Here is an 18,845-nt window from a genome sequence, read left to right as displayed (position 1 = left end):
GCCTGCACTGGCCTCTTCGCGGGACAAGCCCGCTCCTGCAGCGACCGCGTCGTACCTGCAGGAGCGGGCTTGTCCCGCGAAGAGGCCGGCACAGGCAACCCAAGCATCAGGCCGCCAATCGCCTGAACACCACTCCTGAAGCTCCACACACTCCAGCACACAGCAGCATCACCGTGGCGATGTCGGCCACCGAGGTTTCACTGCGCCCGTCCAGCCCGGCCAACAGCCCCAGCAGCACCCCGGCCAGGCTCACCGACATGGCCATGGTCAACTGCACCGACATGGCCGACAGCGAACTGGCCGCCGCCGAGCGTTCTCCGGGCACGTCTTGATAGCTGGCAGCACCCAAGGTCGAGAATTGCAGTGAGCGCACCAAGCCTGCCGCAAACAGCACCACCGCCATCAGCCAGACCGCGGTGTCGCGATCGAAGCCGGCACACAGGGCTATACCCGCGGCGCTGAGCACGGCGTTGCAACTGAGCACCCGCCGATAGCCGTAGCGCCGCACCAACGGTACGGCCAGCAGTTTCATCAACAGCGCGCCCACGCCACCGCTGACCACCAGCCAACCGGCCGCCAGCGGGCTCATGCCCAGGCAGTTCTGCAACAGCAGCACGATCAGGAACGGCTGCGCCGCCGACCCCAGGCGAAACAGCCCGCCACCGGCCTGGGCCACACCGAAACTGCGCAGGCGCAAGAGCGACAGATCGACCAGTGGGTTGGGATGGCGCCGCGCATGCAGCAGGTAACCCAAGGCGCAGGCCAGGCCAGCGGCAACCAGCGCCAGGGCCCAGGCCCGTGGCAGTTGCCCCAGCCCCAGCGACTCCAGGCCGAACACCAGCATGGCCAAGGCACCCCCACTGAGCAGCAGGCCGCGCCCATCCAGCGGCGGCACCGGCCGTGCCGGGTAGTCCGGCACATGGCGCAGGATCAGCCAGCAACCAACCAGGCAGATCGGCAGGTTGACCAGGAAGATCCAGTGCCACGACAACACCGTCACCAGCAGCCCGCCGAGCAGTGGCCCGATCAACGGCCCGACCAGGGCCGGCAGAGCCAGCCAGGACATGGCTTGCAGCAGCTGTTCACGGCTCGACCAGCGCAGGATGATCACCTGCCCCACCGGCGTCATCAACGCCCCCGCCGCGCCCTGCAGCATGCGCCCCAGGCACAGCTGCCAGAGCGTCTCGGCCAGGGCGCAGGCCAGCGAGGCGGTGGTGAACAAGCCCATCGCCAGCAACATCACCTGGCGTGGGCGAAAGCGTTCGGCGGCCCAGCCGCTGACCGGCACGCACAGCGCCAGGGCAAGCATGTAAAGCGACACCACCAGGTTCATGCGCAGCCCCGGTTCGCCGAAATCGGCGGCCATCTGCGGCAAGGCGGTCATCACCGCGGTACTGTCGAGCAGTTCCATGAACAGCGCGGCGCCGATGATCACCGGCACCTTGGGGCTTTGCAGATGGCCGGCCAGCAAAGCCGGCTGGGCGGTCAAAACAGCCCCGAAACAGGCGGACGGGTGCCCTTGAGCTGCCAGGCACCGACCACCGCTGCCTTCCACTGGCGCGGGTTGTGGTTGGCCACGGTACGCGCATTGCGCCAGTGCCGGTCAAGGTTGTGCTGGCGGCCAGTGGTCGAGGCGCCACCGACGTCGAACAGGGTTTCAGCCGCCTTGAGCGCCAGCTCGGCGACCAGGTACTGGGCCTGCGCGACCTCAATGGCGGCCTGTTCTACGGCGGCCTCATCCAGCTGCGCGGCCCAGGCCCTGTCGATCGTCGCTGCGGCCTTGAGTACCAGCGCCTCGGCACCATAAGCGCGGGCGGCGATATCGCCTACCGACAGCTCCACATACGGGTCATCCACCGAACGGCTGGCGGTGCTGTGCTTGATGGGCCGGGCATGCTCGCGGGCAAAGCGCGTGGCATCAATCAGCGCGTTGCGGGCGATGCCGGCCAGTACGGTGCCAAGGAACAGCTGCAGGAACGGCGTGACGATAGTGCGTTTGCCCTCCTCGACGGTGCGCGTGCGAATCTCGCCGGCCTCGACCCGCACATTGCGCAGGTGCGTAGTACCGCTGGCAGTCAGGCGCTGGCCCATGGCGTCGAAATCATCGACCAGTTCCAGGCCCTCGCGGTCACGCGGCAAAATGAACGACACCGGTTGCTCGTTCTCATCCAGCGCCACCGCGCTGACATAGTCGGCGAACAACGCGCCGGTGCTGTAAAACTTGCTGCCGTTGGCGCGGTAGTGCTCGCCCTCGCGTACCAGCCGTGCGGCGATCGAGCCGTTGGCACCACCCAGCTCCCAGCCCGCATTGCCGATCACGGCGCCTTGCAGATAACGGGCAAACCAGCGCTCGCGCTCCTGCTCGGCGCCTTCGGCCTGTGCGGCCAGCAGGCCTTCGATGAAGGCAAAGCCCGGGCGCAGTGCCTGGGCGACGTTGGAGTCGACCGAGGCGATCTGCAGCAGCAGTTCGATCACATCGCTCACGGTGCCGCCGGGGCCGCCGTACTGGGTGGGTATACGCAAGGTGTAGAGCCCGGCTGCTGCGAGTTGGGCAATGGCTTCGTGGGGCAGCTGGCGTTCGCGCTCGCGCTGTGCAGCGCCTGCGCCAATCGCGGGTAGCAGAGCGGTGATGCGGGCCTTGAGTTGCGCGATGCTGGCGGCGGGTGCTTGAGCAGGGAAACGTTGGAATGTGGTCATGGTTCAGTCCTTTAAATGGCGATTTTCCAGAGGCGGGTTTCGTCGAACAGGTCGAAGGCTTCGTGTTCCAGGTCCAGCGGTGGCACCAGCAGTTCGGCGCCGCTGCCGGGCAGGCGCGGTACCGCGCCGAGCAATCTTTGGGTGTATGCGTGGGCCGGGCGCTCGAACAACTGCTCGACCGGCGCCTGCTCGATCACCTGGCCGTGGCGCATCACCAGCACATCGTCGCTGACATGGCGGATCACCCCCAGGTCGTGGGAGATGAACAGGTAGGCCAAGCCCAGTTCCTCCTGCAGGTCCGCCAAGAGGTCGAGCACCTGGGCCTGCACCGACACATCCAGCGCCGAGACCGGCTCGTCACAGATGATCAGCTTCGGCTCACTGGCAATCGCCCGGGCAATCGCCACCCGCTGGCGCTGGCCGCCGGACAGCTGCAATGGCCGGCGCTGGGCAAGGTCCGCCGGCAGGCGCACCTGATCGAGCAGCACGGCAATGCGTGCCGGCCGGGCCGCCGTTTCGACACCGGCCACCTGCAAGGCATCATCGAGAATTTGCGCCACGCTCCAGCGCGGGTCGAACGAGCCCAGCGGGTCCTGGTAGATCACGCTGATCTCTCGGCGCAACGGCCGCCGCGTCGCTTCGCTGACGGCATTGGCCGGGCGATTCCACGGCTGGCCGCGGTACAGCACTTCGCCCTGGTCGGGCTGCAGCAGGCCGAGGGCGATGCGCGCCACCGTGGTCTTGCCCGAACCGGACTCGCCGACGATGCCCAGGGTGCGCCCGGCGCGCAGGGTGAAGTCGACGCCCTGCACCACTTGGCGCAACAGGCCGTCCGGACCGAGGTAGCGCTTGCCCAGCCCACGGCCTTCGAGCAGCACGTCACTGTGCGCACGTGCACGTGGCTCACGGCGAGCACCTGCCCGCTCCGGCGACAACCGGCTGCCACGCGGATGCTCGGCCGGCACCGCCGCCAGCAAGGCCTGGGTGTACGGATGCCGAGGCTGGCGCAACACCTGCTGCATCGGCCCCTGCTCCACCACTTCGCCATGGCGCAGTACCACCACCTCATCGGCCAACTGCGCGACCACCGCCAGGTCATGGCTGATGATCAACAGCGAGGCGCCGCGCGCCTTGATCTGCTGGAACACTTCGAGAATCTGCGCCTGCACCGTGGCATCCAGCGCGGTGGTCGGCTCGTCGGCGATCACCAGCGCAGGGTCCAGGGCAAGGGCACTGGCAATCAGCGCACGCTGACGCAGGCCACCCGACAACTGCCCAGGGCGCTGGCGAGCGCGCAACGCGACGTCGGGTACACCTACCCGCTCAAGCAGCTCATGCACCCGTACGGCGCGGCTTTGGCGGTCGCCGTAACGATGGGTCTGCAGCACTTCGAGAATTTCCTTGCCCACGGGACGCAACGGATCGAGTGACACCAGCGCATCCTGCAACACAAAGCCGATGTCCTTGCCGCGCACTTCACGCCACTGTCGTTCGCTCAGGTCGAGCAGGTCATGCCCGGCAAAGCTCAGCTGCCGGGCACTCACCTGGGCCTTCGCGCCAGCAAGCCCGACCAGGCTGCGGGCACTGACGCTCTTGCCCGAACCTGATTCACCGACCAGCGCCACGCATCGGCCTGGCTGCAAGGTGAAGGACAGGTCACGCACCACGCTGCGGCCCGCGAAGGCCACGTTCAGGCCTTCGACGATCAAGGTGTTGTCACTCATGGCAGGCGGCCCTCCAGGCGTTGTTGGATGAAGCGGCCAGTCACGGTCGTGGCCAAGGTGGTGAGGACGATGAACAGGCCAGGGAAGAAGGTCAGCCACCAGGCATTGGCGATGAAGTCACGGCCCATGGACAACATGGTCCCCCACTCCGGCGCAGGAGGCCTTGCGCCGAGACCGAGGAAGCTCAGCGCCGAAGCCCAGACGATGGCCTGGCCGACGCCCATGGTCAGCGTCACCACCAGTGGCCGCATTGCGTTAGGCAGCAGCTGGCGCAGCACGATGCGCGAAGTCGGATGCCCCAGCGCCCGTGCCGCTTCGATGTAGCCCGCATTGCGCACCGCCAGCACCTGGCCACGCACCATGCGTGCATAACCCGGCGCACCGCCCAGCCCGGTGGCGACGATCAGCGGGCCGACGCCGCTGCCGAACACCGCCACGAACAGCAGCGCCAGTACCAGGCTGGGGAAGGCGAACAACACTTCCAACAGCCAGCCCAGCGCACGGTCCACCCGCGCGCCGCCAAGGCCACCGAGCAAGCCGAGGGTGATGGCGATGGCCATGGAAATGGCCGTGGCCGCGACGCCGATCAGCAGGCTTTGCCGCGCACCGTGGATGATCCGCGCAAAGATGTCGCGGCCCGACTGGTCGGTGCCCAGCCAGTGCGCCCAGCTCGGCGGCTGGAAAGCGTCCCGGGGGACGATGGCCAGCGGGTCAATGCGGGTAAACAGCCCTGGCAGCAGCGCGGCCAGCACCAATGCGACCAGGAACAGGATCGCCAGGCTGGCGCCCAGTGGCGGCAGCTTAACTTGGCATTGCCGACGCATTGGCGCGAGGGTTCGATCAAGGGTCAGGTCAGTCATGCTGCAGCCTCCTGTTGCCGCGGGTCGATCCACTGATACAGCAGGTCGACCAGAATGTTCGCCAGTACGTAGCCGGCCGCCACCACCAGGCTGACGCCGATCACCAGGGGCATGTCCTGGGCCTGCACCGCCTGGTACAGCTGGCGGCCGATGCCCTTGCGCGAGAAGATCACCTCGCACACCACCGCGCCGCTGATCAGCGCGCCAATGGCCCAGCCCGACAGCGAAACGCCGGGCAACAAGGCATGGCGCAGGGCGTGGCGGAAGCGCACGGCCAGGTCGCTGAGGCCCCGTGTGCGGGCGGTCAGTACGAAGGGTTGTTCGAGGGTCTGTTCGAGGGATTCGCGAGTGACCTGGGCAATGAAACCGGCCAAAGGAATCGCCAGCGACAACGCCGGCAGCACCAGGCTGGCAACGCTGTCGCTACCTGCAGGCGGGAACCAGCGCAGGCCGAAGGCGAACACCGCCAGCAGCACCACGCCGAGCCAGAAATGCGGCAGCGCCGCGCTGAGGGTTTCGGCCAACGAAGCGATGCCGCCGACCAGCCGACCGCGCCCGGCAGTGACCACCGTCAGCAGCAGGACCAGCAGCCAGGCCAGTCCCAACGCGGCGATGGTCAGCTCCAGTGTCGCCCCACCCTGCTCGGCCAGCACACGGGTAACCGGCAAGTGCTGCGAGTACGACACGCCGAGGTCGCCTTGCAACAGCCGCCCGAGGTAAAGCAGGTATTGCGCGGCCAAAGGCTTGTCGAGGCCGAATTCCACACGGGCAGCCTCGATGGCTTCCGGTGTCGGGTTGGCGCTGGGGCCGCCGAGGATGGCCAGCACCGGGTCGCCCGGCATCAGGCGCAGGGCAAAGAAGGTCAGGGTCGCCACCGCCCACAGCACCAGCACACCGCCGCCCAGGCGAATGGCGGCGCGCCGGCCCAAGGCGGCCAGGCGCTCGCGGCGCGGGTCGGTCACCGCGCGTGTCGTCGTAGTCATTTGTTCACCCATGCGTCATAGAGGTAGGTCACCGCCAGCGAAGGCTCCAGGCGCACACCGTGGGCGGTCTTGTAGATGCCCAGGCGCGTGCTTTGCGGGTAGGTGGTGAGTTGCAGGTACTGCGCGGCGGCCTGCTGTTGCGCCTTGAAGTAGCGCTGGCGGCGCTGCTCGGCGTCCTGAGTGGCCAGGGCACTGTCGAGCAGTGCGTCGTAGCCTTCATCGGCGTAACCCGAGGAGTTCTGGTGATAACCGCCGACTCCAGCCGGCTGCACGAACGCGGTCGTGAAAATGATGCGCAGCACGTCGGGGGTGTTGGTGTTCCAGTAGCCGGTGCGGATGTCGTAGTCCCAGGCGGCCTGGCGGGCGGTGACCTGGGCGTCGCTCATCTGGTCGAGCACCAGTTCCAGCCCGGCCTGGCGGGTGGTGGCCTGCACCTGCTCCCACAAGGTCAGCTCCGAAGGCGGCGTGCGCGCGCCGATCAGCACCACGGCGCGCAGGCGCTGGCCGTTCTTCGTGCGGTAACCCTCGCTGTCGCGGTGGGTCCAGCCGGCTTCATCGAGCAGTTTGGCGGCGCGGGCCGGGTCGTAGTCCTGGCTGTGTTCGAAGTCGCCGCTGTAGAACGGCGTGGCGATGCTCAGCGGGCCACCGGCGCGGGGGAACTCGCCGAAATACACGCTCTTGAGCGCGCCCTCGACATCGGCGCTGCGCACGAAGGCCTCGCGCACGCGGATATCGTCGAATGGCGCACGGCGCAGGTTGAAGGTGCCGTTGGTGGGGTTGCCCGGGCGCTGGGCGATGATCAGGTCCACGTCAGGGTTACGCCGGGCGGCTTCGTGGGACTCCGGCGGCAACGCTTCGATCACATCGACCTCACCGGCCTGCAAGGAGGCGAAGCGCACCGACGGTTCCTGAATGAACTTCCAGACGATGCGATCAAGGTAGGCCGGGCCTTGGTGCTGCGCGGTCGGTGGTGCCCAGTTGTAATCCGGGTTGCGCACCAGCTCCACCTGGTTCTGCCGGTCCCAGCGCACTACCTTGAACGGCCCGCTGCCTACCGGGCTTTCGCAGTTCTGTTCGCGGCTGCGCAGCAGCGCGGTGGGCGACTGGATGCCGAGGAAGCCCTGGGCCAACACTTCGAGGAAGGCCGCGTAGGGCGTGGCCAGCGTGACCTCGGAGGTGTAGGGGTCGATGACCCTGGTGCCTCGGTACTGGCGGATATAGCCACCGGCAGTGCTGGACTGGGTCTTGGGGTTGGCCATGTGGTCGAGGTTGGCCTTGACCGCTTCGGCGTTAAAGGGAGTGCCGTCGGTGAAGTGCACGTCACGGCGCAGGTGGAAGGTGTAGCGCAGGCCGTCCGGGGAGACCTCCCAGCGTGTCGCGAGCCAGGGGCCGATCTGGCCTTGGCTGTCCATCGAGACCAGTGAATCGAGGTACTGCTGGGCGACGAACACCTGGGGCATGTCGCCGGCCACATGCGGGTCGAGGCAGGTGGGCTCGCGGTCGGTGGCATAGACCAAGGTCCCGCCCGGTTGCGGCGTGGTGCTTTGCGCGGTGTGCTGCTCGGCCTTATCGCAGCCGAGCAAGGCCAGCGCAGTGCAGAGCGGTATCAGGGGGAAGATGGATGTGTTCAAGGGCGCTCCTGCGGGGATTGGGCTTTGGGAGGCCTGTTGCAGGAGTTGTGCCGGGTTCAAGGGGTTGATTTTGTTGGGGTTTGGTGGGGGCTTGGTGCTGGGGTGGGGGCAGAATGTCTGGGGGGTGTTTGGGGGGCAACAGTGTTCGCCGGAAGAGGCATTGCGCCTTTGATGACGAGCGCCGCCCGCGCGGCGCATCGCGGATAAATCCGCTCCTACATTTGTTGCAACGTGCCGAACCTGTTGCGCCATGGTCGCCTGCCGTGGCGCATGACGTGAGCTCGGGGACATATCTGCAAATCATATCGTCCGAGCACCTATTGCAGGCAATTCTAGGCTGAAACGGGAATCGCATTTTCATGGAAGACCAATATGCACGCTCCGAAAGGTTGCCTGCTGCGCCGCGGCAGGTGCTCAGAACCCGGCAGGTTCTATATGCTCACTACCGTCACCCTGAACCGCCACCCGCTGTTCCTCAATTTCCAATACGCTCGCATCGTGATTCGCCACCTGCGCATGGCAGAGCGGGAGAACGGCTGCCATTCACTAGCGTGGGTCGTCATGCCTGACCATATACATTGGTTGATCGAACTGAAAGAGATAACCTTGAGCACATTGATGCGCCGCTTCAAAGCGAGGTCGAGCCACTGTTTGCGAAAGGCTGGGATCACCACAACCCAGGTCTGGCAAGCCGGTTATCACGACCGCGCCCTACGTAGAGAGGAAGATGTCGTAAAGGCCGCGAGGTACATCGTTGCCAACCCGCTAAGAGCAGGCTTGGTGAACAAAATCGGTGACTATCCGCACTGGGATGCAATCTGGATCTGATCACCAAAGGCTGACAACCATGGCCTGACAGGTTCGGCACGTTGCAACAAATGTAGGAGCGGATTTATCCGCGATGCGCCGCGCGGGCGGCGCTCGATCTGATAGGCGCCGCACATCTGTCGGCGAACACCTGGTGGCCGTGATGCGTTACCAGCCCCGGCCCATCAATGCCTCATGCCGAGCTCAGCATCATCCATCAACGCTTTGGCAATCGCGCTCAGATAATGCGAAGCCCAGATCATCATCGGTTTCTCGTCCATCAGGCCGAGGATGGTCAGCTCCCGCACATAGCCCATCAATTCCGAGGCTTGTTCGCGGGCATCCTGGCAAGGAATGCTCGGCTCGATGCGGAACAAGGGGTGGCTCTGGTTTTCACCTTGGAAGAAGGTGGTCATGCCGACGGTGCATTGGGTGTTGTCTGTGGTCATTGTTCAATCTCCCTGAAAATTCTCGAAAGCCTGGACGGGCCTCATCGTGGATAAATCCGCTCCTACAGAAACTATGCATTACCTGTAGGAGCGGATTTATCCGCGATTGGCCGGCCCGGCCACACATCACTCAAACCTCAGTGCAAAGTCCGAGGCCCAGTGGGTATCTGCACCTGGATCAACGCGGATTCGAGCAAAACCCGTAGCGCCTCCAGTTCATGCATAGAGGCCATCATCAGGATCGACGCCGGTGACTTGGGCTGCAGCAGCAACGCCTGATGCACAACTGTCGACGCGCACAGCGCGTAGTCGGTGGCCTGGATCAGGGTGTCTTCAAGGGAGTGAATATCGTGGGGTGGATCGGGGACTATCTTCAGCATCTTTTAGTATCCATTTTTGGGGCCACCACTAACCTGCTGTCAAACAGGTAGGTGGCAGCTGTGCACAGGTTGACAGACCGGCGGATACCAAAACCGGCGCACGCGAACGTGCCCCGTGCACAGCCACCATGAAAGGCGTAGCCATACCCAGTATCTCGTCGCGGCCTGTCAAAGCCGATCGCTGAATATGCAGCGACCTGCCGAGACTAAAACCCAGCACAAGCGGCCGCAACGAAAAATAGGCGGGAAGAGTATCTTTGGGAAATGGACTACAAGAAAGGGGTTAAATCTGATTTTTTACCGCCTGCGTTGGCGCTTTCGCGGGCAAGCCCGCGACAAGACCCGCACAGGCTTACACCGCAACCCGCTCAAACCAGCGAGGTCGCGCAGCCGGCAGATGCGGCACCGCATCGAGCAGGGCCCGGGTGTAGGCATGACGCGGCTGCCCAAGCACCTGCGCCGCAGCACCTTGCTCAACCACCCTGCCCCCCTGCATCACCAGCACCTCATCACTCACCTGCTCAACAACCCCAAGGTCATGCGAGATGAACAGGCAAGCCAGGTTCAACTCCGCCTTGAGCTCCGCCAGCAACGCCAGAATCCGCGCCTGCACCGACACATCCAGCGCCGACACCGGCTCATCCAGCACCAGCACCTTGGGTTTCATCGCCAGCGCCCGGGCAATCGCGATACGCTGCCGCTGCCCGCCAGACAACTCCAGCGGACGACGGTCGAGCAGCCCCACCGGTAACTGCACCCGCTCCAGCAACGCAACCGCCTCGGTACGCTGCAACCCTCGCGGCACGCCCGCCTGGGCCAGCGCCTCGGCCAGCACCCGCAACACCGTGTAGCGCGGGTCGAACGAGGCCAGCGGGTCCTGGAACACCACCTGAATCCCCTGCCGGGCCTGGCGCTGCTGCGCGGCGGACAGCGCCAGCCAGTCCTGCCCAGCCAAGTGCACACTGCCCTGCTCCGGCCGCTCCAGCCCCAGCAGGATGCGGCCCAGGGTGCTCTTGCCAGAGCCGGACTCACCGACCACGCCAAGGGTCTGCCCGGCGCGCAATTGCAAGGCCACATCGTTCAGCACCTCACGCGGCTGGCCATCCGGCCCGACGAAAGCCTTGTGCAGGCCACGCGCCTCCAGCACCACCGGTTGCTCGTTCACGGTGTCCTCCACCAGCGCCAGCGCCGGCACTGCCGGGCGCTGGAAATGCACCGCCCGCGCTGCGCTCAGCAGGCGCTGGGTGTAAGGGTCCTGCGGGTCCTGCAGGACCTGTTCGACACTGCCCTGCTCCACCACCACGCCATGGCGCATCACCGCCACCCAGTCGGCCAGACGCGCAACCACAGCCAGGTCATGGCTGACCATCAGCAGGCTGTTGTCACGTGCGCGCAGGTGCTCCAGCAGGTCGAGGATCTGCGCCTGTACCGTGGCATCCAGCGCGGTGGTGGGTTCGTCAGCGATCAGCAGGCGCGGCTGGCAGGCGATGGCCGAGGCGATCAGTGCCCGTTGCCGCAGGCCGCCGGACAACTGCCATGGGTACTGCCGGGCGCGGACTTCGGGCTCTGGCACCCCGACCTGGCGCAGCAGGTCGAGCACACGCAAACGACGCTGTTCAGCGGCCAGGTGGGTGTGCAACAGCAGCGGTTCTTCGATCTCGGCACCCACCCGCCGCAGCGGGTCGAGCGAACCCAGCGCATCCTGCATGACGAAGCCGATGCGCCCACCGCGCAAGCGCTGCCAGTCAATCTCGCCAAGCCGGCGCAGGTCCTGCCCGGCAAACGCCAGCCGCTGTGCCTGCACCTGAGCGCCAGCCCCGGTCAGGCCGACCAGAGTACGCGCCGTCACACTCTTGCCTGAGCCCGATTCGCCCACCAGTGCCAGGCACTGCCCGGCGTGCAGTTGCAAGTCGACGCCGTGTACCACCGGCACGCCGTTGAAATTCACGCGCAGGTCGCGGATATCCACCAAGGGTGTCGGGTGCTTTTCGAAGATGCTCATGGGTTTCTGCCCTCGCTACGGCGCAGCCAGTCGCGGCCGATGACGGTGATGGAAATGACGGTCAGGGTGATCGCCAACGCCGGCCAGGCCATCAGCCAGGGCGCGTTGGCCATGAAGTTGCGCGCCACGGCCATCATCGCGCCCCATTCCGATGCTGGCGGTGGCGCGCCAAAGCCGAGGAAGCTCAACGCGGCGGCCGCGGTGATGGCGCCGCCCAGGCCGATGCAGGCCAGGATCAGCACCGGCTGCACGGCGTTGGGCAGCACATGGGCGAGCACCACGGCCGAGCGTTTACGGCCCAGCGTGACGGCGGCTTCGACAAAGCCGGCGTGGCGGATGGTCAGGGCCTGGGCGCGGACCAGGCGGGCGTAGCGCGGCACCGAGGCGATGCCGACGGCGAGGATCAGGTTGCTGGTGCCCTGGCCGAACAGGGTGATGATGACCAGCGCCAGCAGCAGGTCGGGGAACGCCAGCAGGACGTCGACGGCGCGCATCAGCAGGTTGTCCAGCCAGGCGGGGGCCAGGCCTGCGAGCAGGCCGAGCGAAGTGCCCAGGCCAAGGCCAACCAGGGTGGCGGCCAGGCCGATGTAGAGCGATGGACGGGCGCCGTGGATCAGGCGGCTGAGGACGTCGCGCCCGTTCTCATCGGTGCCTAGCCAGAAGGTGGTGTTGGGCGGGAGGTAGGCCAGGCGGGCGTCGGCGGCCAGTGGATCGGTTGGGGACAGCCAGCTGGGGAAAGCTACCGCCAGCAGGATCAGGCCCAGGATGACCCAGGCCAGCGTCAGGCCAGGGCGAGCCTGCCACCTGTTGATCACTGTGCTGGGTGTCAATGCAATCGCGTTCATGTCTGTCCTTCTGTTGTCGCCTGTGCCGGCCTCTTCGCGGGACAAGGGCAAAGCCCTTGCCGTGCGGGCTACGGTGCCGGGTTTGGAATACGCCGATGCACAGCCTGAATTTCGGCCAGCACCTCGTCGCTGAGCTGCACATCCAGCGCGCTCAGGTTCTCCTGCAACTGCAGCAAGCTGGTCTGCCCGGTAATCGCGCTGGCCACGAACGGCTGGCGGATCACGAACGCAAGGGCCAACTGGGCCGGTGTCAGCCCATGCTCGCGGGCAATCTGCACATAGCGGCCGATGGCGCTGTTGGCCTCCTCGCTGCCATAGCGATTGAACGTGCGATACACCGAGGACAACCGCGAACCCGCAGGCAGGGCCCCGTTCAGGTACTTGCCGGTCAATGCCCCAAATGCCAGTGGCGAATAGGCCAGCAAGCTGACCCCCTCGCGATGGCTGAACTCCGAAAGCCCGTTTTCATACAGCCGGTTGAGCAGGCTGTACGGGTTCTGGATGCTGGCGATACGCGCCAGGCCTTTGTCCTCGCTGTGCCGCAGAAACTGCCCGACACCCCACGGCGTTTCGTTGGACACGCCGATATGACGTACCTTGCCGGCCTTGACCTGCTCGTCGAGCACCGCCAGGGTTTCTTCGATGGCGGCGGTTTCCGGGTGGTCATCGACGTAGGGGTATTCGCGGATGCCGAAGAAGTTGCTGGTGCGGTCAGGCCAGTGCAGCTGGTAGAGGTCCAGGTAGTCGGTGTTCAGCCGGCGCAGGCTACCTTCAAGGGCGGCGACGATGTTCTTGCGGTCGTGGTGCGACAGGCCATCGCGGATGTGCGCCTGGCCACCGGGGTCGCGGGCGGGGCCGGCGATCTTGCTGGCGAGGATGAGCGTGTCGCGGTTGCCGCTGGCTTTGATCCAGCTGCCGATGTAGCGCTCGGTGGTGGTCCAGGTTTCGGCGCGGGTGGGCGTGGGGTACATCTCGGCGGTGTCGATGAAGTTGATGCCGGCAGCAATGGCGGCGTCCAGTTGCTGGTGGGCGTCCTGTTCGGTGTTCTGGTGGCCCCAGGTCATGGTGCCGAGGCTGAGCAGGCTGACCTGGAGGTCGGTGTGGCCGAGGGGGCGGTAGCGCATTGGTTTTTCCTGATCAAAATTTTTTGGATTACGCAGCGAACTGGTTCACGGCCTTGGGCAGCCCCAAATGCTCGCGCAAGGTGGTGCCGGTGTACTCGGTGCGGAACAAGCCGCGCTTCTGCAACAGCGGCACCACCTCCTCGACGAACACCCGCGCCCCTGACGGGAACATGTCGGGCATGATGTTGAAACCATCCCCGGCCCCGGCCAGGAACCATTCGGCCAAGGTGTCGGCGACCTGCTCCGGGGTACCCACAGCTAGCCGATGACCGACCAGAATCCGCCGCGACAGTTGGCGAATGGTCAGGTTCTCGCTGCGCGCCAGGTTCAGCTGGGCTTCCAGAAAACCGTGCGACCCGCGCTCGAAATCCGCCACCGCGCCAATCCGCTCCCAGGGCAACGGCGCGTCCGGGTCCAGCTCGCGGGCATCGATGCCGATGCGCCCCGCCACCTGCTGCAACAGGCCATGCTCACCGTGCCAGGCATTGAGCTCGTCAAAGCGCGCATGGGCCTCGGCCTCGGTGCTGCCGATCACGGTCGACAGGCCGGGCATGATCTTCAGGTGCTGAGGGTCACGCCCCCAGGCCTTGGCGCGGGCTTTCATCTCCTGATAGAACGCCTGGCCATCAGCCAGGGTGGTCTGGGTTGTAAAGATCGCATCGGCGTAGCGCGAACCGAGAGCCTTGCCGCCTTCGGACGAACCGGCCTGCACCAGCACCGGCCGCCCTTGTGGCGAGCGCGGCAGGTTCAGCGGGCCCTTGACCTGAAAGTGCTTGCCCTGGAAGTCCAGGGTGTGGACCTTGCGCGGGTCGGCAAAGCGGCCGGCGGCGCGGTCACCGATGATTGCGTCGTCTTCCCAGCTGTCCCACAGCTTCAGGGTCACATCGACGAACTCTTCGGCCCGCCCGTACCGGTCCACGTGCAGTGGCGCGCCCGCCAGGCCGAAGTTCTGCGCCGCTGCGTCACCGGCATTGGTGACCACGTTCCAGGCCGCACGGCCGCCGCTGATATGGTCCAGCGAGGCGATGCGCCGGGCCAGGTTGAACGGCTCGTTGTAGGTGCTGGAGCAGGTGGCGATCACGCCGATGCGCTCGGTGGCGGCGGCCACGGCGGTGAGCAGCACGGTCGGCTCCAGGCGCCCGCCGGGTTGCGCGGATACATCCGGCGGCAGTGCCGGGCCGTCGGCAAGGAAGATCGCGTCCAGGCAGCCACGCTCGGAAATGCGCGCGATGTCGCGGTAGTAGTTGACGTCGATATAGGCGTCCAGTGCCGCCTCGCCCTGGCGCCAGGCGCCGGAATGCGAGCCGAAGCCGAGGATGTTCATGCCCAGGCTCATCTGTTTGGTGCTCATGCGGTTCTCCTGATCAGACTGCGCTGGCTTCATCGCCGCTGCCCTGCCCTTCGCTGGCGGTCGCATGGCGGGCGCGCCAGGCCTGGGCCGGGCTGATGCCGTTGAGGTAGTAGTCGCCCAGCGCCTGCTCGCGGTAGATCGCCGGGTTGTGCGAGGCCAGGGTGCGAGCGTTACGCCAGTGGCGGTCGAGGCGCCGGGTAGTGCTGGTGGCCGAAGCGCCGCCGACCTCGAACAGCAAGGTGCTGGCTTGCAGTACTTGCGGCAGGACGATCTGCTGCGCCTGGAAGGCGTGGATCTCGGCGTCCGTGTACAGCTGCTCGGGTACTTCACCCTGCTGCCCGGCTTCGAATACCGCCTGCAGGCTCTGGCCCACGGCGCTGACCTGGGCCTCGGCGGCGAACGCCAGACTCGACAGCCGACCGATCACCGCCTGCACCAGCGGGTCGGCGGCGGGCTGCGACTGCCCGGGCACGCCAAAGGCGCGGGTGCGGCCCTGGACGAAGGCCACGGCATCGGCCAGCACCGCACGGCTGATGCCCGCCAGTGTCGCCAGATGTACCGCCTGATAGAACGCTGTGAGGTACGATTCGGCGCGCAACTCACCCTTGGCGAAGCGGCGCAACAGCTGCTCCGGCTGAACCTTCACCTGGGTGAAGCGCGTGGTACCACTGCCCGTCAGGCGCTGGCCGAAGCCATCCCAGTCATCGACCCGCTCCACGCCCGGCGCATGGGTCGGCACCGCCAGGCTGACGAAGTCGTCGCCGTGGTTGGCCACCGCCGCGACCCAGTCGGCGTAGAGGGTGCCGGTGCAGTAGTACTTTTCACCGTCCAGGCGGTAACCGCCCTCGCCCTCACTGAGCTGCACGGTATTGCCGGTGCTGTCGGTGCGCTCGGCCATGGCCGCGCCCCACAGTTCACCGGCCACCACGCGGGCGAACCAGTAGTCCTGGGATGCGGCGTCGTTGGACGACAGACGCCCTTCGACAAAACCGAAGTGGGCGCGGAAGATCTGCGGCAGGTTGGAATCGGCCTGGCCCAGGCGCACCAGCTGGCGTAGCAGCTGCGGCAAGGTCGCGCCAAGGCCGCCGTGGCTGCGTGGCACGCGCAGGGCGCCAAGGCCGGCTTCACGCAGCCAGGCCACCGGCTCGTGGGCCAAGGTACGCTGCTGCTCGCGGGCCACCGCGCCTTCGGCGATGCGCGCGTAGAGCGGCGCAAAGCGCTCATCCAGTTCGGCGTCGGTAATCGGGGTTTGACTCATGACAGTTCCTTTCTCGTGAATTCAGGGGCGCGCGGTGCGCGGGTCGATGGCCTGGGTCGCCAGGTCCACCAGCAGGTTGACCAGCACGTAGATGGCTGCTGCCAGCAGGGTCACGCCGAGCACCAGCGGCACATCCTTGGTGGCGGTGGCGTCGAGCATCAGCCGGCCGATGCCCTGGCGGCCGAACAGCAGTTCGAGCACTACGGCGCCACCGAGCAGGCTGGCAAACACGTAGCCGGCCAGGGTCACCAGCGGCACCAGGGCGTGGCGCAAGGCATGGCGCAGGCGCACGGCGGTGTCACCCATGCCGCGGGCGCGGGCCTGGGTGATGAAGGGTTGTTCCAGCACTTGCTCCAGCGACTGGCGCAGCACCTGGGCCAGCACCGCTGCGATCGGCAGCGCCAGGGCCAGGCTCGGCAACACCAGCGAGCGCCAGCCGCTTGAACCGGAGGGTGGCAGCAGGTGGAAGTAAAAGGCGAAGGCCAGCAGCAACACCGTGCCGATCACGAAGTTGGGGGCTGACGAGAGCACCAGTTCGATGCCCGACACCAGCGCCCGCAGACGGCGCCCACGGTTGGCGGTAAGCAATGCCGAAGCCAGTGCCAGCAGCACCGCCAGTACCGCCGCGCTGCTGGCCAGGGCCAGGGTCGCACCGGCCTGCTCGGCAATCGCCTGGCCCACCGGAATGCGCAGCCGGTACGACTCGCCCAGCTCGCCCTGGGCCAGGCGCAGCAGGTAATGGCCGTACTGCACCCACAAAGGCTGATCGAGGCCGTACTCGGCGCGCACCTGGGCCAGCATCGCTTCGCTCGGCATGGCGTCCGGGCCACCGAGAATTGCCAGCGCAGTGTCGCCGCCGCTGTGCTGCATGCCGAGGAAGGTCAGGCTGGCCGCCGCCCACAGCACGATCAGGCCGTCACGCAGGCGACGCAGCAAGGTAGCCAACAGTTTCATGGTTGCTCCTTCGCCAGCCACACGCTGGTGAACAGGGGTACGTTGTGCGAGCCGTCGAACAGTACGCCGCCGACCGCGTTGCGGTAGGCCAGGAGCATCTGGCTTTCCACCGAGGGCACGGCCGGCACGGTCTCGCCCAGGCGCTGCTGGGCCTGGCGATACAGCGCGCGACGTTGTGCCGGGTCGGTGCTGCGCCGGGCTTCGCCAAGCAGCTGGTCGAGGCCGGCATCACGGAAGTGGCCGACGTTCTGGCCGATCATCCGGGCGCTGGGGATCGACTGGCTGTGGTAGAGGATGAACAGCCCGTCAGCGGTATTGGTGTGCCAGTAGCCGCCGCCGAGGGCATCGAAGTTGCCGCGGTAGCGCAGCTCCATGACCTTGCTGATCGGCAGCAGCTCGATGCGCAGGTCGAAACCGACCTTGCGCAGGTCCGCCTGGGCCGCCACCGAGACATTGGCCGGGAACGCCGGGTTGTCGTAGGTCAGCAAGGTCGCCCCGAGGCGCTGGCCATTGCGGGTGCGGTAACCCTCGGCATCGCGCCCGGTCCAACCGGCGGCATCGAGCAGCCGCGCCGCCTCGGCCGGGTCGAAGGCCAGCGCATCACGCGCCACCGGGTCGTAGCCGGGGGTATTCACGGCGAGAAAGTCACCCTTGGCCAGGTACTCGCCAAAACCGGAGATCCATGCCAGGCCGTCGCGGTCGATGGCCTTGGCCACGGCCTGGCGCACCCGCACGTCATCGAACGGCACGCGCTCGACATTGAAGGTGATGCTACGTGCCGGGTTGCCCTTGCGGATGCGGTTGCGCAGGGTCAGCTGCGGGTTGGCGCGGATCGCCGCAGCGTTCTGCGCCGGGGCGTCCAGCGCCATGTCTTGGTCAGCAGCTTCCAGCGAGGTGTAGCGGATCATCGCTTCGGGCACGTAGCTCAACTCGATGCCGTCGAGGTAGGCCTCGCCCAGGTGGTTGATCGCCGCTGGCGCCCAGCCATAGCCCGGGCGGCGGGCGAAACTGGCGCGCTGGTCACGCACCCAGCCGGTCAGCACGAACGGGCCGGTGCCGATCGGCCGGCTCGCGATGGTTGCAGGCGCCTCGATGATCTGCCGTGGCGAGATCATCCCCAGCCAGGCTTGCGACAGCACATCGAGAAACGGCGCGTAGGGCGCGCTCAAGGTGGCCTCGAAAGTGAATGCATCAACCACCCGGCCCTGCAGGTACGGTGCGATGTAGGCAGCGGCGAGCGGCGACTTGGTCTTCGGGTCGCGCATGTGTTCAAGGTTGACCCGCACCGCTTCGGCGTCGAAGCGCTCGCCGTCGCTGAAGGTGACGTCGTCACGCAGGTGGAAGGTGTAGGTCAGGCCATCGGCGCTGATGTCCCAGCTTTTGGCCAGCCATGGCGTGAGGGTGCCGTCTTCGGCTTGGTACACCAGGCAATCGAACAGGATGCGCCCCATCCACTGCATGTTGCCGTTGGACAAGGCATGGATATCGAAGCTGCCGGCGTCGGTTGCCGCCGACACACGCAAGGTGCCGCCCCGCTGGCCAGCCTGCTGCTCGACGAAGTCGCTGGCCGGGTAGCGCATCACGCCATTCACTGGGCTGACCGCTTCGCCCTTGAGGGTATTCTGGGTTGGCGGAGGCGTGGCGGGTGAACAGGCGGCAACTAACAGCGCACTGGCCAACAGGCATGAATTGAATAATCGGAAATTGGGCTGCACAGCAGGGCCTTTATATAGACGGCTACATAAAGTGCTGTTGCAGTTGTCGTGCCAGCCTGTTTTCC

General features: G+C 66.4%; 16 protein-coding genes. 1 reads left to right on the top strand and 15 read right to left on the bottom strand.

What is annotated here, in order from left to right; genetic code table 11:
- Positions 1–106: 106 nt before the first annotated feature.
- From ACIPZ8_RS02735 to ACIPZ8_RS02710, 6 genes are read right to left on the bottom strand one after another with little or no spacing between them, the layout of a single operon-like run.
- Positions 107–1,489 (bottom strand): MFS transporter, encoded by a 1,383-nt coding sequence (locus ACIPZ8_RS02735; protein WP_400719457.1) that lies wholly within the window; start codon positions 1,487–1,489, stop codon positions 107–109.
- Positions 1,486–2,697 carry an acyl-CoA dehydrogenase family protein gene (locus ACIPZ8_RS02730; RefSeq protein WP_400719456.1) on the bottom strand — a complete coding sequence of 404 codons (1,212 nt, stop codon included), beginning with the start codon at positions 2,695–2,697 and terminating at the stop codon, positions 1,486–1,488. The genes ACIPZ8_RS02735 and ACIPZ8_RS02730 overlap by 4 nt, the downstream gene beginning before the upstream one ends.
- Before the next feature lie 11 nt (positions 2,698–2,708).
- Positions 2,709–4,421: a dipeptide ABC transporter ATP-binding protein gene (locus ACIPZ8_RS02725; protein WP_400719455.1), complete on the bottom strand. Its 1,713-nt coding sequence runs from the start codon at positions 4,419–4,421 to the stop codon at positions 2,709–2,711.
- Positions 4,418–5,281, bottom strand: coding sequence for an ABC transporter permease (locus ACIPZ8_RS02720; RefSeq protein ID WP_400719454.1), 864 nt, complete (start codon positions 5,279–5,281; stop codon positions 4,418–4,420). Before ACIPZ8_RS02720 ends, ACIPZ8_RS02725 begins: the two co-directional genes overlap by 4 nt.
- Complete coding sequence (locus ACIPZ8_RS02715) at positions 5,278–6,264, bottom strand: ABC transporter permease (protein ID WP_400719453.1); 987 nt, start codon at positions 6,262–6,264, stop codon at positions 5,278–5,280. The genes ACIPZ8_RS02720 and ACIPZ8_RS02715 overlap by 4 nt, the downstream gene beginning before the upstream one ends.
- Complete coding sequence (locus ACIPZ8_RS02710) at positions 6,261–7,895, bottom strand: ABC transporter substrate-binding protein (protein WP_400719452.1); 1,635 nt, start codon at positions 7,893–7,895, stop codon at positions 6,261–6,263. The genes ACIPZ8_RS02715 and ACIPZ8_RS02710 overlap by 4 nt, the downstream gene beginning before the upstream one ends.
- A 372-nt stretch (positions 7,896–8,267) precedes the next feature.
- Here ACIPZ8_RS02710 and ACIPZ8_RS02705 point away from each other — a divergent pair, with 372 nt between their 5' ends.
- Positions 8,268–8,723: an REP-associated tyrosine transposase gene (locus tag ACIPZ8_RS02705; protein WP_400719451.1), complete on the top strand. Its 456-nt coding sequence runs from the start codon at positions 8,268–8,270 to the stop codon at positions 8,721–8,723.
- Positions 8,724–8,887: 164 nt separating this feature from the next.
- On the opposite strand, the gene ACIPZ8_RS02700 is transcribed toward ACIPZ8_RS02705, so the two are convergent.
- The 9 genes from ACIPZ8_RS02700 to ACIPZ8_RS02660 form a co-directional block, all read right to left on the bottom strand.
- Entirely contained in the window at positions 8,888–9,151 is a 264-nt protein-coding gene (locus tag ACIPZ8_RS02700; protein ID WP_400719450.1) for a DUF3077 domain-containing protein, read from the bottom strand.
- A gap of 137 nt (positions 9,152–9,288) precedes the next feature.
- Positions 9,289–9,531 carry a hypothetical protein gene (locus tag ACIPZ8_RS02695; RefSeq protein WP_400719449.1) on the bottom strand — a complete coding sequence of 81 codons (243 nt, stop codon included), beginning with the start codon at positions 9,529–9,531 and terminating at the stop codon, positions 9,289–9,291.
- A 352-nt stretch (positions 9,532–9,883) separates the two neighbouring features.
- Positions 9,884–11,533: a dipeptide ABC transporter ATP-binding protein gene (locus ACIPZ8_RS02690; RefSeq protein WP_400719448.1), complete on the bottom strand. Its 1,650-nt coding sequence runs from the start codon at positions 11,531–11,533 to the stop codon at positions 9,884–9,886.
- Entirely contained in the window at positions 11,530–12,378 is an 849-nt protein-coding gene (locus tag ACIPZ8_RS02685) for an ABC transporter permease (RefSeq protein WP_400719447.1), read from the bottom strand. The genes ACIPZ8_RS02690 and ACIPZ8_RS02685 overlap by 4 nt, the downstream gene beginning before the upstream one ends.
- 68 nt (positions 12,379–12,446) lie before the next feature.
- A complete protein-coding gene (locus ACIPZ8_RS02680; RefSeq protein WP_400719446.1) occupies positions 12,447–13,502 on the bottom strand; it encodes an NADP(H)-dependent aldo-keto reductase in 1,056 nt (351 codons plus the stop codon).
- 28 nt (positions 13,503–13,530) lie between these two features.
- A complete protein-coding gene (locus tag ACIPZ8_RS02675) occupies positions 13,531–14,853 on the bottom strand; it encodes an LLM class flavin-dependent oxidoreductase (protein ID WP_400719445.1) in 1,323 nt (440 codons plus the stop codon).
- A 13-nt stretch (positions 14,854–14,866) separates the two neighbouring features.
- Entirely contained in the window at positions 14,867–16,111 is a 1,245-nt protein-coding gene (locus tag ACIPZ8_RS02670; RefSeq protein WP_400719444.1) for an acyl-CoA dehydrogenase family protein, read from the bottom strand.
- A 21-nt stretch (positions 16,112–16,132) separates the two neighbouring features.
- Positions 16,133–17,065 carry an ABC transporter permease gene (locus ACIPZ8_RS02665; protein WP_400719443.1) on the bottom strand — a complete coding sequence of 311 codons (933 nt, stop codon included), beginning with the start codon at positions 17,063–17,065 and terminating at the stop codon, positions 16,133–16,135.
- Complete coding sequence (locus ACIPZ8_RS02660; RefSeq protein ID WP_400719442.1) at positions 17,062–18,657, bottom strand: ABC transporter substrate-binding protein; 1,596 nt, start codon at positions 18,655–18,657, stop codon at positions 17,062–17,064. The genes ACIPZ8_RS02665 and ACIPZ8_RS02660 overlap by 4 nt, the downstream gene beginning before the upstream one ends.
- Between the last annotated feature and the right edge of the window lie 188 nt (positions 18,658–18,845).

Source organism: Pseudomonas sp. NPDC089422, from assembly GCF_044749405.1.
GTDB lineage: Bacteria > Pseudomonadota > Gammaproteobacteria > Pseudomonadales > Pseudomonadaceae > Aquipseudomonas.
Note: the sequence above shows the minus strand (reverse complement) of the source record. Positions and strands in the feature narration are given on the sequence as shown.

Bases quoted from the DNA above. Each gene is read 5' to 3' on its own strand.
- ACIPZ8_RS02730 (WP_400719456.1), bottom strand. From the start codon at position 2,697: ATGACCACATTCCAACGTTTCCCTGCTCAAGCACCCGCCGCCAGCATC.
- ACIPZ8_RS02725 (WP_400719455.1), bottom strand. From the start codon at position 4,421: ATGAGTGACAACACCTTGATCGTCGAAGGCCTGAACGTGGCCTTCGCG.
- ACIPZ8_RS02720 (WP_400719454.1), bottom strand. From the start codon at position 5,281: ATGACTGACCTGACCCTTGATCGAACCCTCGCGCCAATGCGTCGGCAA.
- ACIPZ8_RS02715 (WP_400719453.1), bottom strand. From the start codon at position 6,264: ATGACTACGACGACACGCGCGGTGACCGACCCGCGCCGCGAGCGCCTG.
- ACIPZ8_RS02705 (WP_400719451.1), top strand. From the start codon at position 8,268: ATGCACGCTCCGAAAGGTTGCCTGCTGCGCCGCGGCAGGTGCTCAGAA.
- ACIPZ8_RS02700 (WP_400719450.1), bottom strand. From the start codon at position 9,151: ATGACCACAGACAACACCCAATGCACCGTCGGCATGACCACCTTCTTC.
- ACIPZ8_RS02695 (WP_400719449.1), bottom strand. From the start codon at position 9,531: ATGCTGAAGATAGTCCCCGATCCACCCCACGATATTCACTCCCTTGAA.
- ACIPZ8_RS02690 (WP_400719448.1), bottom strand. From the start codon at position 11,533: ATGAGCATCTTCGAAAAGCACCCGACACCCTTGGTGGATATCCGCGAC.
- ACIPZ8_RS02685 (WP_400719447.1), bottom strand. From the start codon at position 12,378: ATGAACGCGATTGCATTGACACCCAGCACAGTGATCAACAGGTGGCAG.
- ACIPZ8_RS02680 (WP_400719446.1), bottom strand. From the start codon at position 13,502: ATGCGCTACCGCCCCCTCGGCCACACCGACCTCCAGGTCAGCCTGCTC.
- ACIPZ8_RS02675 (WP_400719445.1), bottom strand. From the start codon at position 14,853: ATGAGCACCAAACAGATGAGCCTGGGCATGAACATCCTCGGCTTCGGC.
- ACIPZ8_RS02670 (WP_400719444.1), bottom strand. From the start codon at position 16,111: ATGAGTCAAACCCCGATTACCGACGCCGAACTGGATGAGCGCTTTGCG.
- ACIPZ8_RS02665 (WP_400719443.1), bottom strand. From the start codon at position 17,065: ATGAAACTGTTGGCTACCTTGCTGCGTCGCCTGCGTGACGGCCTGATC.